The sequence below is a fragment of the Saccharothrix sp. ALI-22-I genome (assembly GCF_001984175.1).
Lineage (GTDB): Bacteria > Actinomycetota > Actinomycetes > Mycobacteriales > Pseudonocardiaceae > Actinosynnema.
In genome coordinates this window covers 18,563-33,909 of record NZ_MTQP01000066.1, presented here as the reverse complement: position 1 = coordinate 33,909, position 15,347 = coordinate 18,563, and the positions used below count along the sequence as shown (strand labels likewise).

At 71.2% G+C, this 15,347-nt stretch carries 11 protein-coding genes; 6 read left to right on the top strand and 5 right to left on the bottom strand.

What is annotated here, in order from left to right; translation table 11 throughout:
- Window position 1 precedes the first annotated feature (1 nt).
- The 6 genes from ALI22I_RS28785 to ALI22I_RS28760 are packed head-to-tail and all read left to right on the top strand — an operon-like array spanning window position 2 to window position 10,352.
- Window positions 2–1,069, top strand: a complete 1,068-nt coding sequence (locus tag ALI22I_RS28785; RefSeq protein ID WP_077008706.1) for a hypothetical protein — start codon at window positions 2–4, stop codon at window positions 1,067–1,069.
- Between the two features lie 43 nt (window positions 1,070–1,112).
- Complete coding sequence (locus ALI22I_RS28780) at window positions 1,113–4,265, top strand: tubulin-like doman-containing protein (protein ID WP_077008705.1); 3,153 nt, start codon at window positions 1,113–1,115, stop codon at window positions 4,263–4,265.
- Window positions 4,262–6,469 (top strand): hypothetical protein, encoded by a 2,208-nt coding sequence (locus ALI22I_RS28775; RefSeq protein WP_077008704.1) that lies wholly within the window; start codon window positions 4,262–4,264, stop codon window positions 6,467–6,469. The genes ALI22I_RS28780 and ALI22I_RS28775 overlap by 4 nt, the downstream gene beginning before the upstream one ends.
- Window positions 6,470–7,450, top strand: coding sequence for a hypothetical protein (locus ALI22I_RS28770; protein ID WP_077008703.1), 981 nt, complete (start codon window positions 6,470–6,472; stop codon window positions 7,448–7,450).
- Complete coding sequence (locus ALI22I_RS28765; protein ID WP_077008702.1) at window positions 7,447–8,523, top strand: hypothetical protein; 1,077 nt, start codon at window positions 7,447–7,449, stop codon at window positions 8,521–8,523. The genes ALI22I_RS28770 and ALI22I_RS28765 overlap by 4 nt, the downstream gene beginning before the upstream one ends.
- Window positions 8,520–10,352: a hypothetical protein gene (locus ALI22I_RS28760; RefSeq protein ID WP_077008701.1), complete on the top strand. Its 1,833-nt coding sequence runs from the start codon at window positions 8,520–8,522 to the stop codon at window positions 10,350–10,352. Before ALI22I_RS28765 ends, ALI22I_RS28760 begins: the two co-directional genes overlap by 4 nt.
- A gap of 15 nt (window positions 10,353–10,367) precedes the next feature.
- Here ALI22I_RS28760 and ALI22I_RS28755 read toward each other — a convergent pair whose 3' ends face one another.
- Genes ALI22I_RS28755 through ALI22I_RS28735 form a run of 5 tightly spaced genes read right to left on the bottom strand, consistent with a single transcriptional unit; the run spans window position 10,368 to window position 15,340 of the window.
- The gene (locus tag ALI22I_RS28755) at window positions 10,368–11,114 is read right to left on the bottom strand and encodes a PP2C family protein-serine/threonine phosphatase (protein WP_077008700.1); all 747 of its coding nucleotides are present in this window, start codon (window positions 11,112–11,114) and stop codon (window positions 10,368–10,370) included.
- A complete protein-coding gene (locus tag ALI22I_RS28750; RefSeq protein ID WP_077008699.1) occupies window positions 11,111–11,647 on the bottom strand; it encodes an FHA domain-containing protein in 537 nt (178 codons plus the stop codon). Before ALI22I_RS28750 ends, ALI22I_RS28755 begins: the two co-directional genes overlap by 4 nt.
- On the bottom strand, window positions 11,635–12,279 hold the full coding sequence (locus ALI22I_RS28745) for a 4Fe-4S single cluster domain-containing protein (RefSeq protein ID WP_179118397.1): 645 nt from the start codon (window positions 12,277–12,279) through the stop codon (window positions 11,635–11,637). The genes ALI22I_RS28750 and ALI22I_RS28745 overlap by 13 nt, the downstream gene beginning before the upstream one ends.
- On the bottom strand, window positions 12,276–14,114 hold the full coding sequence (locus ALI22I_RS28740) for an AAA family ATPase (RefSeq protein WP_077008697.1): 1,839 nt from the start codon (window positions 14,112–14,114) through the stop codon (window positions 12,276–12,278). Before ALI22I_RS28740 ends, ALI22I_RS28745 begins: the two co-directional genes overlap by 4 nt.
- Window positions 14,111–15,340 carry a hypothetical protein gene (locus tag ALI22I_RS28735; protein ID WP_077008696.1) on the bottom strand — a complete coding sequence of 410 codons (1,230 nt, stop codon included), beginning with the start codon at window positions 15,338–15,340 and terminating at the stop codon, window positions 14,111–14,113. Before ALI22I_RS28735 ends, ALI22I_RS28740 begins: the two co-directional genes overlap by 4 nt.
- Window positions 15,341–15,347 lie beyond the last annotated feature (7 nt).

The window sequence follows — 15,347 nt, the reverse complement described above, 5'->3', positions numbered from 1 at the left end:
GATGACGCCCAACGGCGGCGACCCGGCCGATCCGAGCCTTTCCTGGGCCAGGACCCTGCGCGAAGCGGCGGACGCGGTCGAGAAGCTCGACGCCCGCATCCGTGCCGACTGGAGCACGGTGCCGGACGAACGCGTGCAGCTGGCCTGTGGCGACGTGGGGCTGGTCGCCGAGTTCGTCTACCGGTGCCTGCGCAAGACCGAGGTGGCCGAGGTGGTCAGTGCGGCGGTGCGGAAGGACAAGACGTACGTCGAAGCCTTCGCCCGCATCCACTCGACGATCGACGACTTCGGCGCGTGCATGGTCGCCATCGACAGAGTGGGGTCACCGGACGAGGAGCGAAGCGGATCGGTCGACCACCTGGTGGACCGGCTGACCGGTCTGGCGAGCACCCTGCGGCAGGACCTGGAGAAGGCCGTCGACACGTTCGTCGCCGTGGTCGAACGAACCGCCGGTGACCCCGGCCACGCGAAGGCGCGGGCCAACGCACTGCTCGTCGCGAAGGACGCGTCCCGTCAGCTCAAGGCCCGCAAGCTCTTCGAGCAGACCGAGCGGGCGCTGGTCAAGCGGGTGCGCGCGGACCAGCGGAAGGCCGCCGGCAATGCCGCGCTCAAGGAGCTCGGTCGCTACTACGCCGACCACGGTGAGAACGAGACCAAGAGAGCGGACCTGCTGCGGGTCGTGGTAGCCGGACTCCTCGTGCTCATCGCGGGCGCCGGCATCGTGATCAACCTCCTCGGCGACGCCGCTTCCGTTGCCGCCGAGCTGCTCAGGCTGTCCGTGACCATCCCGATCGCCGTGCTGGCCGGATATCTCGCGCGCGAGTCGTCCAAGCACCGGTTGTCCGCGAAGTGGGCGCACGAGCTCGCGATCGAGATGCGCTCGTTGCCCGACTACGCCGACTCGCTCGGCGACACCGGGGAGGAACTGCGCCGCGCGTTCGGCATGCGGGTGTTCGGCACGGGCGTCGAACGGACCGCCCCGTCCACAGAGGACGGCCTCTTCCACGAGGTCACCGAGTCCGTCCGTCGTCTGCTGGAAGTGATCGAGAGTCGGGGGAAGAGCCAATGACCAACACAGTTGTCCGGCCTGCGACCGTGAGGACGATGCCGTAATGAGGATCTATCAACCGATGATGTTCGTCGGACTCGGCGGGACGGGCTGCAAGGTCGGCGCCGAGCTGGAGAAGCGCCTGCGCGAGGAGCTCTGCGGTCCGGACGGCACCAGGCTGCTGGCCGACATCCAGAACCCGAACTTCCTGCCGTACCAGCTGCCGTCGTGCCTGCAGTTCGTGTACGCCGACCTCAGCGCGAACGAGCTGCAACGCGTCCGGCGGGAGGTGGTCCCCGGACGGGAGCACGAGCAGGCGGCGCAGAAGACGATGCACCAGATCGCCGACCTGGTGCCGGCCCGGTTGGGCAACTCCGCCGACGTGGCGCAGAGCCTGCGGATCAACATCGACGAGGACGCCATCCGCTGGTTGCCCTCCAAGGAGAGCGACCCGCGGATCGGTCCGCTGGTGCGCGGCGCGGGCCAGCTGCCGACCGTCGGGCGCGGCGTGCTGTTCGAGACGATCCGGCGCAACCCGGACACGGCGCTGCTCGGGATCAAGGCCGCGTTGGCGGACATCAACGAGTCCGCCGGCGACCTCTACGTGGTGAGCGGCAAGCGCACCCAGCGGGTCGACACGGTGATCGTGTTCGTGGTGTTCTCGGTGGCCGGTGGCACCGGCAGCGGGATCTTCTACGACTACCTGCACCTGATCGGCGACCTGATGCAGCGCGGCGGGAAGCAGGCCGAGATCTACCCGCTGGTGCTCATGCCGTCGGCGTTCGACGACGGGCAGGGCGGCGGCCGTCCGGCCGATCTCAACGCGGGCTCCGCGCTGGTCGACCTGTTCCGGTTGATCGACGACCAGAACGCGCAAGGCTCACCGGACGCGTTGGACCACAAGGGAACGCACGGCGCCGTGTCCGTGCGCTACCCGAAGCTGGACCAGGTGCAGCTGGCGCCGAACACGGTGCAGACCGCGTTCCTGTTCGGCCGCCCGGTCGGCGGGGTGCGCCGCGACGACCTCAACCGGTCGATGGTCTCGTTGATGACGTCGCTGATCGGCGCGGGCCCCACCGAGCAGGACGACGACGAGGACGGCGCCAACCGCCCCTACCAGTCCTTCGCGGACGGTTTCATCAACAGCAAGGTGGACCGCCACGCCACCGCGGACACCGGTGTCGGCCGCCGGGGTGTGACCACGAGTGCGGTGGCCGCGCTGACCACGCCGGTGCTGGAGTTGACCGACGTGGTCAGCTCGCACCTGCTCGCCAACGCGGTCAACGAGCTGCTCGTGCCGCCGGGCGCCGCCGAGACGAACAAGGCGCACATCCGGCAGTTCATCAGCGCGGCGGGCCTGGACCGGTTGTTGGAGGCGACGCCCGCCCGAATCCCGCCGCAGGGCAACCCGGTCGGCTACGGGCCGGTGATCGCGGCGCTGACCGAGCGCGCCAACGCGATCGGCGCCAACATCGACCGCGACAAGGACAAACTCGGCGGGCCGGTCGCGACGCTGGCGCAGGAGTTCAACCCGTCGGCCGCCGCCAGGGTTCTGTTCCGGGAGCTGGACCTGTTCCGGTTGCACCGCACCGTTTTCGGCCACCGCGACCTCGCCGACCCGTTGGACAAGGGCGGGTTCCGCTCGCTGCTGGAGACGTGGCGGGTGCCGCCCGCGGCACCGCCGGGGCTGAACTCCGCTTCCGCCCCGCTGCCGAACAACCTGCAGAAGAAGTTCATGCAACGGCTGCGGATCGCCGACGAGCCCGTGCAGGCCGTGATGCGGCAGCAGGACGCCTGGTACGCCTGGCAGTCGCGGCGGATCTGGAACGCGGCGTGGAACGACAGCCACCGGCTGTGGGACCGGCCGTGGCAAGCGTTCATCGAGGAGTTCCGGGCGATCCACGACGCGTTCGTCACGCACGCCCGCAACGACCCCGCGCAGTTCGACCTGCGGTCGCAGGACCTCTACAAGTCGCGCGTCGGCGTCACCTACCTGCTGCCGCAGGAGGATCGCGGCCTGGAGGGCTTCTACCAGACGGTGCTGTTGCGGCTGAAGGAGGATTTCTCGCAGCACCTCGGCCCGAACGCGCACGAGGGCCACCTGCTCAACCTGATCCTCGGGCGGGACGGCTGGACCGAGGCGTTCGACGCGGGCCAGAAGGACCCGGAGGCCGCGGTCGCGCGCGTCCGCCAGCGGATCAAGGAGGCCGTCGCCGAACGCGTGCGTCCCAGCGACCGCACCCGGCCCGCGCTGGTGCCGCGGATGGAGGACCTGCTGGCGAACGCCGTGCAGCGGCGGGACAACAACACGGTCGCCGAGCCGGATCTGAACAGGTTCCGGCAGAAGCTGGCGGAGCTGGTGCCCGGTGGTTTCGCGCCGGACGGGCACGCGCCGCTCAAGGCGCTGTTCACCTACCCGTCCGCGCAGGAGAACGCGGACATCGAGCGGTTCCTGCGCCGCGAGGTCTCGCTGCCGATCGACATGGTCGGTGAGCCGGAGTTCCGCGCCGTGCAGGCCGACTCGATGATCGTGGTGCTCAACCGCAGTTCGATGGGCATCACCGAGGTGCCCGAGCTGCGCCGGGTCATCAAGCTCTGGGCGGAGGCGCAGCGCCACCCGCAGCCGCAGGACAGCCTTGCCTGGCGGCGCAGGCTGAGCCAGGACAGCGACTACCTGCTCATGGGTGAGCAGGACCGGCAGCACGTGCTGCACCGGCTGCTCTGCGCGGCGTGGGACGGCAAGGTCTTCGTCTCCGGCGATCCCGCCAGCCCGCGCCACATCACCGTGCTGATCGGCAGCCGGGAGGCGGTGTCGATGAAGCTGGAGCTGACGCCGATCGGCGCGCTGTCGTCGTGGGCCAGCGTGTTGCAGGCCTACGAGCGCTGGGTGCTCACCGACGACAACCCGACCCGGCGCGGTCTCGCGTCCAGGCTCATGTCGACGATCCCTGCCCAGGCCGACCGGTCGCCGTCGCCGCCCGCACCGGAGTTCGCCGCGATCGTGGACCTCGCCGGGCCGGAGCTGCTCAAGATCAAGGAAGCCGAGCAGAACCGGGTGCTCAGCCAGGACCCGCAGCTCGCCGTCTTCCGGGAGTTCTGGTCAAGGACGCTACCGGCCGCGCTGCACCAGCACGTCGGCGCCACCGCGAAGAACCTGCTCGACCTGCGCGAACAGGTGGACTTCGCGGAAGGCCTGGGCGGTGACGCATCGGCATGAACACGTCGAGGATCGTTCTGGTCGACCTGCGCGACCCGGATGCCGAGCCACCGGACGTGGTGGCCGGCGGTGTCGTGGTCATCGACCACGCCAGTGCTCTGGTGGAGCACGCGGAGACCTACCTGTCGCTGCTGGCCGAGGACATGGTGACGGCCGTCGTGTGCGTCGCGGTCGGCGAGGCGAGCACGGAGAACCCGCTCGACGGGGTGGTGCTCTCCGTGCCGCCGGCACTGCGGCACGCCACCGTCCTGTGGGTCGGTGACACCCAGGGCGTGGACTGGGCGCCGGAGCGATCGGTCCCGCGGCCGGTCGAACAGCCGGGTGACGCCTTGGACAGCCTGGTCGCCGCGTTGCGGGTGCCGACACTGTTCGACCAGGTGGTCGCGGTGGCGGAGGGGCTGTCCAGTGCGGCGGTCAACCCCGGCATCCGGCTGGTGTCCAGCGCCGCCGACCCGGTGGAGCTCGCCGAAGCGCGGGCCGCGGCGGTCGCGTCGCTGTGCGCGCCGGAGCACTCGGTGCCGCACGACCTCGGCGCGTCGATCGGCCGCTCCTACCTGCCGAGCAGCCGGGATGGCGCGGTGCTGTCCGGGCCGGTGCAGACCTCGCGGACGGAGGCGTTGCGGCGGCTGGACCAAGTCGCCGAGTTGGCCCGCACGCTCGGGACGACGAAGGCGTTGCTCTACTCGCCCCGCTCGACCGAACGACTGGGCAGCCAGGTGGTCTGGGCGGGTCAGGCGGTGGAGAACTACCGCCGCGCGGTGGCCGAGCTGCTCAACCGCATGGACGGCCACCTCCAGGTCGGGCGTCCGTCGTTCGAGGAGGTGGTGGCGCTCGGAGTGCCGCGTCCCCGCGAGGTCGACGGCGGCGAGATCGCGGCGGATCTGAAGCAGGCCGTCGACGCCAGGCTCGACGCGGGGGCCGCGCTTTCCGCGCTGGCACAGGACCTGCGGCTGGTGGCCGTGAACAGCGGTCCGCAGGGGTGCACGGCGGCGGTGGACGAGGTGCAGCGGCGCGGCCCGCTGAGCCTGGAGATGCCGCGGTTCCGCACCTGGCCGCTCCCGCTGGTGACCTTGCCGCTGATCTTCGTGGCCTGTGCCCTGCTGACCCTGCTGATCGGGTCCGGCTGGCTGGGCTGGGTGGCGGGCGGCCTGCTCGCCGCGGGGTGGTTCGGGTCGGGTTGGCTGCTGCTGGCGCGGCGGCCGGGACCGGAGGCCGAGTGCGGTCTGGAGGCCGCACTGCCCCCGGCCGTGATCACGTACGGGGTCGCCGGCGTTCTCGGGACGGTGTTCGGAATCGTCGTGGGGCAGATGTTCGCCGTGCAGCTGGCCGGGTGGCTGGTGGACGTGCCGCCGTGGGTCACCCCGGTCGCCGCCGTGCTCACCGTCCTGCTCAGCGCGGCGGTCGTCGTGCTGAGCTGGCGTTCGGCGGTGCAGGACTGGCGCGGTCGACTGAGGGTGGCGCAACTGCGCGCCGCGGTCGGTGACCTGACCCGGACCGCCGAGGAGGTGACGGCACGCGAGTGGCTGCCGATGCAGCGCAGGCGGGCCCTCGCCGCCGCGGCCGCCGAGGTCGCGGGCGGCCTGGAGGAGATCGCCACCACGCTCGGAGACGCGGGCAACCGGCTCTTCGTGGCACTGGAGGTCTCGGCCGGCGATCACGCCCGGATGGTGCGGCCGGTTCCCCAGGAGTTGTACGCCGTCGTTCGCAGCGATCTGGTCGACGTCTGCCGCAGCGCGCTGGAACCCGCCTGGCCGGCCGCGGCGGCGGTCATGCCCACGCCGCAAGGGCTGTACGCCCAGCGGCTGGACCGGCTGCTCGCCGAGTACGGCGGGGACGTCCGGCGCAACGGCCTGATGACCGCGACCAGGTTCAGCCACGACCCGGGGCCGCGGGACGCGCTGATGGGGCGCGTCTGGTCGGAGTCGCCGGTCGCGCTGGCCGCGCTGCGCTCCGACGGGAGCAGCGACATGACGCAGCTGTGCCGCAGCGGCCAGCTCGGTTACCTCAGCACCGTGACCGAGCCGGGCCTGGTCCGATTCGCTCCGGCGCGATTGCGGCAGGTGCTCGAACGCGACGGCGCGCACAAGGCGCTCGTCGCCGACCCGGGCGTGGTGTGGAGCGAGGGCGGGGACTTCGTCGGCACCGTGCGGCTGCTGCCGTTGCGGCCCGAGTCGGTGCGTCAGGTGTTGGGTGGTGTGCGGTAGATGACCGAGGTGGTGCGCTGCCGGTACGTGACCGGCGTGTTGGCCGAGATCGAGGTCGAGGACCTCAACGAGTTCGTCACGCCGGGAGCCGCGCTGGAACAGCGGCTGGTCAAGGTGAACGGGCGGCTGTACGTGCGCAAGTACGTCTCGCGCGCGGCGGGCAGCCGCAACCCCCGGCTGTACGACCTGCTGCACAACGAGATCCGTGCGGGCACCCGGCTCGGCCAGGTCTTCCCCGAGCGGTACCCGGCCGAGCTGGCGCAGCTCGTGGCGTACAACGTCGACGCCGAGGAACCGTTCGTGCTGCTGCGCGAGTACGTCGGAGCGCCGGCGTCCCCGCAGATCACCCGGTTCGACGACACCCAGCGCAGGCGGTTCGAAAGCGGACTGCTCCGGGCTTTGCAGCTGACCGCGCAGGCGGGTGTCGTGCACGGCGCGGTGACCGTCGACTCGGTGCGCTGGGACGACGGGCACGTGCAGCTGGTCGACTTCGAGTCCGCCGAACGCGTCGGTGAGCCACGGCGCGGGGGCGCCTCGGGGGCTCGCTCGCCGGAGCAGGCCGCCGGGACGGGTGTCGTGGACGAACGCGACGACCTGTGGGGCGCCGCCCTCCTGATCAGGGGTTTGCACATCGGCGGGACACGGCAGGACCGCAGCCGGGACCCGCAGCGGTTGCGGGAACTCCTCGATCCCGTCTTCGACAACCCGGTGGACCGACGGCCGACCGCCGCGGACCTGCTCGGCCGCATGCACGCCGACAACCACGTGCCGCCCTCCGTCGACCCGGACGCCAGGTTCGCCGACGGCCGTGCGTTGTTCGAACGGGTCTGCGCCCGCAAGCGCGGACCGACCGTGTCCGCGAACGAGTCACCCCCGGCGGCACCCACGCCGCCGGGTTGGCGTGGGAAGCGGTTCTTCCAGTTGTTCGCGGCGGTGTTCCTGGTGAGCGTGCTGATCATCGGAGTGGTGGTGTTGACATGACTGCTCCCCTCCGGGGGCGGCCCCCTCGGCACATGCGTTGCCCTGTCTGCGCGGACGAGTTCGTGTGGCCCGACGACCCCCTCATCTCGCTCCACGATGAGCGCAACGACCGCTACGAGGTGGTCGACGTCTCGGCGTTGCCCCAGGCGAAGCGGGACAACCTGGTGCGCAAGGGGTATCGGCTGTGCCCGAACCCGTCCGAGGACACCGCGGAGCACTACCTGCCGGCGACCTACGCCGACTACGGTGATCCGCTGGTGATCGGCCTCGTCGGCGCCCCGATCTCGGGCAAGACCCACCTGCTGACCGCGATGATCCGGCAGGCCTACCTCAACGGGCTCACGGCGCACGGGGTTACCGTCAGCGCGCTGGACTTCCGCAGGCACAAGACGTTCCGCGACGACTTCATCGTGCCGTTCGAGCGGGGTGACGCGCTCGCGGGCACGGGCAACGGCATCGTCGAAGCCGCGGACATCCTGCTGTTGCGCGGTCCGGGCGGTCAGCGTCCGGTGACGTTCTTCGACGTCGCGGGCGAAGACCTGGAGAGCACCGACCCACGGGTCAACCGGTTCCTGATCGCGACGACGGCGGTGATCTTCGTCCACGCCTCGGAGGACCCGCTGGAGACCGGGCAGTCGTCGGCGGCGAGCGAGAACGGGTCGTTCGAGCAGGCCATCGGCCAGTTGTCCGGCAACCAGTTGCCCGCGGTGATCGCGGTGACGAAGTCCGACCGGCTGAGGTACGTGCCGCCGGCCGAGCGCTGGCTGCACCGGGGGGACGAGACCGACCTGAACGCGGACCGCATCCGCGCCGAGACCAGGGACGTGTACGCCTACCTGCACCACGTCGGAGCCGCGGCCTCCTTGCGCCCGTTCGACGAGTTCTCGCGGTGCACGCTGCACTTCGTCTCGGCGAGCGGGGGCGACGCGGTCCCCATCGACCCGAAGGTCCCGTCGAAGAAGCACTTCCCGCACGGGTTTCACCCGACCAGGGTGCTCGAACCCCTGGTGTCGATCCTCGCGATGACCGGGATGATCACCGGTCCCGAGGCGAGGAAGGTTGGCATGCCATGACCGGGGTTCAACCGGACGAAAACGTCCACCAAGCCTTTTTCGGCGTGGTTTACGGAGAGAACAAGCACACCATCGTCGCCTGCTCGTTCTACGAGCCCGAGGTGAGGAAATGGCGTGCCCGACTCCAGGAGCACGCCCGGCTCCAACCGATCCAAGGGGGAGCGCTGCCGTCGAGCGCCCTGTCGTACCTCAAGTTCCCGGACGGGTCGGCGGCGCTCCTGCGCAGGGTCACCCGCGGGCACTCCGAAGGGCGCGGGAACGTGCACGTGCTGATCGGATCGACCGCCGTTCTCGACGTGTCCCTTTCCCTCGGCCTGGCGGACTGGGACGGGTGGCGGACCGACACTCCTCCCGGGCCGATGGCCCCGATCAACGCTCGGGAACTCGCCGAGGTCGCCCGCCGGGCGCGGTGGTCGGCGGAGCAGGTCGAGCCGATGGAGGACCAGCTGGTCGAGGTGCTCGCCCGGTTGCTCGACCACCCCACCGTCCCGCTGAGCATCATCGGCTGTCCGGACGAGAACCGGCTGGCGATGGTGTGGGGACTCCGTGCGGCGGCCGACGAACACCTGCGGCTGGCAGGGTGGCCGCGGGCCTGGTCGTACTCGACGTACGAGCACCGCCACGACAACACCGTCCAGGACCTGCCGGAGATCGTGTTCCTGCCGGAGATCCCGGGGCGAGGGGTCGCCCGCCGCACGGTCGTCGATCTCCGCCGTAAACCTGAGGACAGCCCGTCCAGGACTCTGGCGTGCCGGCTCGTCGACGCCTTGCTGCACGGTGCCCCGGTTCCCGCACCGACGCCCCCAGTGACCGACAATGCTGGCGCCGGCCCCTGGCCCCAGCCGAGTGAAAGCGTGCGACCGAGCCGGCCGGTGTCGGTCGAGGGCACGCGGAGCGGACATGAGGTGCAGAGCCTTGGCAAGCAATGGGGCAAGCGGCTGATCGACAGCGCCGGCTCCCTCGACAAGCTTCGGACCGAATTGAGCCAGCTGTCGATGCAGGGACCCGGGGTCCGCGGGGAGGTGCGGGCGGAAGTCGGCGTGCAACTGCTGGACAAGATCGCGCACGAGATGGAGGCCGCTGCCGAGGAAAGCCTGCGGGGCGTGCTCCACGCGGTGTACGGGCCGGATCTTGAGGATCTCCGGCACAACAAAGACGCGCAGCGGCACGCGGTGGATCTCATCAAGAAGAGCAAGTCCGGGCAGCTCGCGAAGATCGTCGGCTTGGCGGCGAGGGACATCGGCGAGCCGGGGATCGCGGTAGCCGCGATCGATCGGTGGGAACCCGGACGTGGCCGGTACCGTCGGTCCAAGCTGGGGCGAGCGGGGCGACCGCTCGGACGGGTGGACGTCAACAAGCCCCTCGCGATCGCGGCCGCGGTGGTGGTGCTCGCCGTGCTGGGTGGGATGTTCGCGCTCGGCTACACGATGGGCACGCCCGAGTCGGCTCAGCAGACCCCGACCGCGTCGACGACCGAGGTCACGTCGGCCGTGGCGTTGCCGCCGGAGCCGACGGATTCGCCAGAGCCGACAGGCCGCGCGGTGCCGGTGACCACAGTGGACGCGAACCGCCAGCTCTACGCGTTCGTCCGGGTTGACGGGTCGTACTACCCACAGCAGTCGTGCGTGCCAAAGGAGGACGGCGCCCGCAAGCAGTGGTGGTGTGCGCAGATCAGCTACAGCTACCCGGCCGAGAAGCCCGGGTCCAAGTCCGAGCTGGTGGCCGGCGTGGTGCCGTGGGAAGACCTCCGCAGGCTGGACGACACCGCCGCGGCCGGCCAAAAGATCCAGTGGGAGAACGATTGGGGTATCCCCGTGGAGGTGCCGTGACCGCCGTGGCACCCCCTACTCGCCGGTCGCGCGTCCCGGCACGTCGATCGCGATGATCGACAGGTTGTCGTCGGCGCCCGCCTCGTACACCGCGTCCCGGAGCCCGATGACGAGCTCGTCGAGCTCGTCGGCCCGGCACAGCTTGCGGAACGCGGCGGCGTCCAGCACCGAGGTGACGCCGTCCGTGCAGAGCAGGAACCGCGTCGGGTCGCCGTCCAGCGGCACCTCCACGACGTGCGGGTCCAGCCGTCCCGACGGGTCGCCGATCGACTGGGTGAGCATGTTCGTCGCCACCCCGTCCGGGCCGATCGCGGCGTCGTCGGTGCTGAGCTGGTCGACGTAGCCGTCCGTGATCCGGTGCACACGGCTGTCGCCCACGTTGAAGCACAACGCTTTCCCGTCCAGCAGCAGCACTCCGGCGACGGTCGTGCCCATGCCCGCGGTCTCGACATCGCGGGCGGCGGTGTCGTGGATGCCCTGGCTGACCGACAGCAGGCCCGCGCGCGTGGTCGCCGCGTCGGTCCAGCCGGGATACCGCCCCGCCACGTCGGCGAGGGCGAGGGCGCTGGCCACCTCGCCCGCGGCGTGACCGCCCATGCCGTCGGCCACCGCGCACACCAGCGGCGGCGTGCTCGGTGTCCTCAGCTCCACCAGGTGCGGCCGCGGTGCCTGGCTGAGCCATTCGAACACCAGCACCGCGTCCTCGTTGGCCGACCGGACCAGGCCGCGTCCGGTGAGCGCCATCGCGCGGACCAGGTTCATGATCGCTCCGATCCCAGGTGGACGGTCCCGGTCAGGTCCGCGGCGAACCGGACCACGTCGCCGTCGCGGAGCCGCTTGGCTTCCCCTCGCTCCAGCCGGCGGTCGTTGACGAAGGTGCCGTTGAGCGAGTCCTGGTCGCGCACGGTCAACTCCGCGCCCTCGCGTCGCAGCACCGCGTGCCTGCGCGAGACGTTGTCGTACCGGTCCACCCGGTCGGCCAGCGCGCCGCACTCCGGCGCCCGGCCGATCCACACCTCGCCGTCGACCACCACCGGCCCCCAGGGGAAGAGCACGGTCGCACTGTCCACGCCCGGATCACGCGTGGTGCGGCGCGGCTGAGGGGAGTCGTCGAGCGAGTGCACGGGGCACAGCCCGTCCGCCAGCGGCATCCCACAGCCCGGCTCACCGCACACGGCCGACGCCATCTGAGCGAGCGGTTCCACGCAGGGAACCAGGAACTCCATGCAGATGGGGCAGAACTTCTGCCCGGTGTCCTCCTGGGGGCCGTGCACCGGGCAGCTCAAGGTCGCCATGACGGACCCTCCAATGCGATTCCACGCCTGCCGAGGGTGCGCTGCAACCGGGCGAGATCGCCCGCGCGCGGTACCCCGATCAGCCACACCCGGTCGTCCTCGACGTGCAGTTGGAGCGACGGCCGGTCCGATCGGGCGTCCACCCAGCGCTGGTAGCGGTCGTGCCCGCGCTCGCCCAGCGGGATCAGCCGCTGGTTGGCCGAGCCGCGCCACACCAGGTCGGTCGGCCGTCCCGCGCGGTAGGGCCCGGTGACGAGCGCGTCGATCAGGCCCGGCACGTCGGGGCAGCGCGCGGCGAACTCGTCGTGCTCGACGCCGGTGTAGCACAGCACGTCCCAGTCGTGGTCGCAGCGGAACGCGTCCAGTCCGGTCACCAGCGCGGTGAGCGCCTCCGGCTGCTCGGACGGTTCGCCGCCGGTGATGGTGACCCCGGTCACCAGGGTCGGGTCCGTGGTGGCGCACCAGGCCAGCACGTCCGCGACGTCGACCTCGTCTTGTTCGTCGGCGTCCCAGGTGTCGCGGGACGCGCAGCCGGGACAGGCGATGGCGCAGCCCTTGGTCCAGATGCCGATGCGGGTGCCCGGTCCGAGCGCGGTCACCGGGTGGTGCACGCGCGACAGTCGCAGCTTCACTCCACCACCACCTTCCAGTTCTGGCCCTCCTGCTCGAACCGCTTGACCACGACCGTGTCGCCGGGCTGGGGCGGGTTGAGGAACAGCCTGCGCGCCAACGGGTTCACCAGGTGCTTCTCGATCGCGGACACGATGCCCCGGCCGCCGTTGGACAGGTCGAACGTGGCGTGGTCGCGCAGTTCGTCGCGGGCCTCGTCGGAGAAGGCCAATGTGGTCTCGAACAGGCGCGCGACGGTGTCGACCACCCGCTGCACCGCGCGGTCGCTGATCAGGCCCGCGACCTCCTCGCGGAGGAAGTCGAACACCACGATGCTCTGCTGCACCCGGTTGAACAGCTCCGGCCGGCCGAGCAGGTGCCGGAAGAACGCCTCGATGTGCGCCCGGACCCGTTCCTCGATCTCCGGCAGCTCCGAATCGGGACTGACGTTCTCGACGGTCTTGCCGTCCTCGTCGCGGACGATGATGCCCAGGTTGGTGGTGAACACGATGAGCGCCTCGGTGAAGTACACCGTGCCGCCCTGGCCGTCGGTGAGCCTGCCGTCGTCGAGGATCTGCAGGAACTTGTCCAGCAGCCGGGGGTGCGCCTTCTCGATCTCGTCGAACAGCACCACCCGGAACGGCTGCTGGCGGATGCCGTTGGTCAGTTCGCCGCCCACGTCGTGGCCGACGAATCCCGGCGGGGCGCCGATCAGCCGTGCCTCGGTGTGCTCGGCCGCGAACTCACTCATGTCGAACCGGAGGTAGGCGTTCTCGTCGCCGAACAGCAGTTCCGCCAACGCCTTGGCCAGTTCGGTCTTGCCGACGCCGGTGGGGCCCGCGAAGAACAGCACACCGCGTGGCGCGTTCCGGCTGCCGGTGTGCGCGCCCGCGAGTCCGGTGACCGAGCGGGCCAGGATGTCGAGCACGCGGTGCACGGCGTCGGGCTGGCCGAGCACCCGGTCGCCCAGGTACTCCTCGGCCCCCTTCAGCCGCGTCCGCAACGCGGCGCTCTGCCAGGGGTTGTCCGGCACGCCGACGCGGTACGCGCGGATGGCGTCCTCCACCCGGTCGCCCGTGATGCCCGACGCGTTGGCCAGCCGCACGACGTCGCGCATGCTGCGCAACCGCATCCCGTGGCTGGCGTCGGCGAACCGCTTCGCCAGCAGCTTCCGCGCGTCGGGGTCGTCCGGAACACCGGGCAACATTTCGACGAGGTCCCCGGCCATGCGCTGCCTCGTTTCCAGATCCGGTTCCGGAATCGCGGTGATGCGCAGCGTGTGGTTGCCGGTGACGAACCAGGACGGCAGGTCGTGCTTGCGGTCCAGCACCCAGAACACCGTGTTGTAGGCCGCGCCGACCGGCGTCGCCGCGTAGGCCAACCGGTCCGCGGCGGACATCAGCAGCCGTTCCTCCGGTGACAGCATCTCGCCGAAGAACAGCCGCGCGGCGTCGGTGAGCACCAGCGCGACCGGCGGCAGGTCCGCGCGCTGCCGCTGCGGGTCCACCACCGCGGTCAGCACGTCGCGCACCATCGACAGCGGGAGCTGGCGGCCCAGCTCCACCCCGGCGGTGCGCAGCACGGCGGCGACCTCGGGTGGCTGCGGCGACTTGCTCGCGGCGAACAGCTGCACGCCGACGCCGGTCGAATAGGTGAGCATCGCCCCGAACCCGCGGGTCCGCGCGACGCTCCACAGGCCTTCCACCAGGTTCATGAACCGCACCGCGCCGGAGTTGGCCGGGTCGGGCAGCCGGTGCAGGTCGTGCACGTTGCCGGTGAGGACGATCTGCGGGTGCGCGCACAGCGCCAGCTCGACCTCGCGCAGCCAGGCGGGGCGTTCGTCGTCCGAAGTGGTCATGACCGCATCTCCTGCCGGCGTTGGTGGGACTCGTGCCGGCCGGTCTCGGCGGCCGGGATCAGCTCTTCGGCGACCGGTGCGACCGTGCCCTGGCCGGGCGGACGCAGGCCGGGGTCGCCCGGTTCGACACCGTGCTTGCGCAACCTGCTCAGCAGGGTCGGGTACTGCGCGCAGAAGCCCTGCTCCGCGTCGGCGTCCGCGGTCCCGTCCGGTCGCAGCCGCTCCGACCGCACGACCTGCGTCCGGATCTTGTCCTGGCCCGCGTCGAGCAGGAGCTTGACGCCGTAGCCGGGTCGGTCGGGCAGACTGGCGTAGGCGAAGCCCTCGGCGGCCAGCACGGTCTCGAACCCCTCCGTCACCTGGTACTGGAGGTCTTCCAGGCTCAACCGCAGCGCGGCGGCGACCTGCTTGCGGCGGTGCGCCCGGTCGGCGGCGTCCACCAGCGCGGTGACCCGGCCGGGCAACGCTTCCGGCACCTTGCGGGCGCGGGCCCGCAGCAGGGCCGCGATCTCCTGGCGCAGGCCGGCCGAGTCGGCCGGTGCGACCGCCTCCAACCTCGCGGACAGCGCCTCCAACGCGGTGTGCGTCTCCTGGACGTCCTGCTCCGCCTCGACTTCGCGGCGCACCCGGCCGACGAGGTCCGCGAGGAGCAGTCGTGCCCTGGCCTCGGACGGGGTGGTCGACAGCTCGGCCACGGCCTGCGTGCAGGCGATCCGGGTCTGCTCCGGCGCGTACGCGGGCAGGCGCGCCAGCTGCTCGGTCGCCTTGTCCACCAGCCCTTGGCGCACCCGTTCCGAACGCGCGCGCAGTTCGCGTTCCCGTTCCTCGTCCGCTGTGGGCTTGCGGGTGAACTTGCCGGTGGCGACGCGCTCGCCCTGGTCGGCGGCCGGGACCGGCACGGCGGCGGCGACGGTGCGCAGCGCCTCCCGCTTCGCCGCGACAGCCACCGACTCCCGCAACCGCTCCCGGTGCTTCGCGACCAGTTCGCCGGTCTCCTCGGCGGCTGCCGCGATCCGTTCGGGCGCGGAGCCGGGGCGGGCCCGAGGCGCCGCGGGGATCTTGGCCACCTCGGCGCCGAACACCGTGCGGTACGCGTCGGCCTCGGCGCGCAGCGCGCTGAGCTCGGCCCGTCGCGCCGAGTAGCGCTCCCACTCCTCGCGCTGCCGACGACGGCGCTGTTCGTCCTTGCTCTCCACGACGTACGTGACCGCGGTGATTCCGCTCAACGCCAGT

Excerpts from the sequence above, each read along its gene's own strand:
- ALI22I_RS28785 (WP_077008706.1), top strand. The coding sequence starts at position 2 with ATGACGCCCAACGGCGGCGACCCGGCCGATCCGAGCCTTTCCTGGGCC.
- ALI22I_RS28780 (WP_077008705.1), top strand. The coding sequence starts at position 1,113 with ATGAGGATCTATCAACCGATGATGTTCGTCGGACTCGGCGGGACGGGC.
- ALI22I_RS28775 (WP_077008704.1), top strand. The coding sequence starts at position 4,262 with ATGAACACGTCGAGGATCGTTCTGGTCGACCTGCGCGACCCGGATGCC.
- ALI22I_RS28770 (WP_077008703.1), top strand. The coding sequence starts at position 6,470 with ATGACCGAGGTGGTGCGCTGCCGGTACGTGACCGGCGTGTTGGCCGAG.
- ALI22I_RS28765 (WP_077008702.1), top strand. The coding sequence starts at position 7,447 with ATGACTGCTCCCCTCCGGGGGCGGCCCCCTCGGCACATGCGTTGCCCT.
- ALI22I_RS28760 (WP_077008701.1), top strand. The coding sequence starts at position 8,520 with ATGACCGGGGTTCAACCGGACGAAAACGTCCACCAAGCCTTTTTCGGC.
- ALI22I_RS28755 (WP_077008700.1), bottom strand. The coding sequence starts at position 11,114 with ATGAACCTGGTCCGCGCGATGGCGCTCACCGGACGCGGCCTGGTCCGG.
- ALI22I_RS28750 (WP_077008699.1), bottom strand. The coding sequence starts at position 11,647 with ATGGCGACCTTGAGCTGCCCGGTGCACGGCCCCCAGGAGGACACCGGG.
- ALI22I_RS28740 (WP_077008697.1), bottom strand. The coding sequence starts at position 14,114 with ATGACCACTTCGGACGACGAACGCCCCGCCTGGCTGCGCGAGGTCGAG.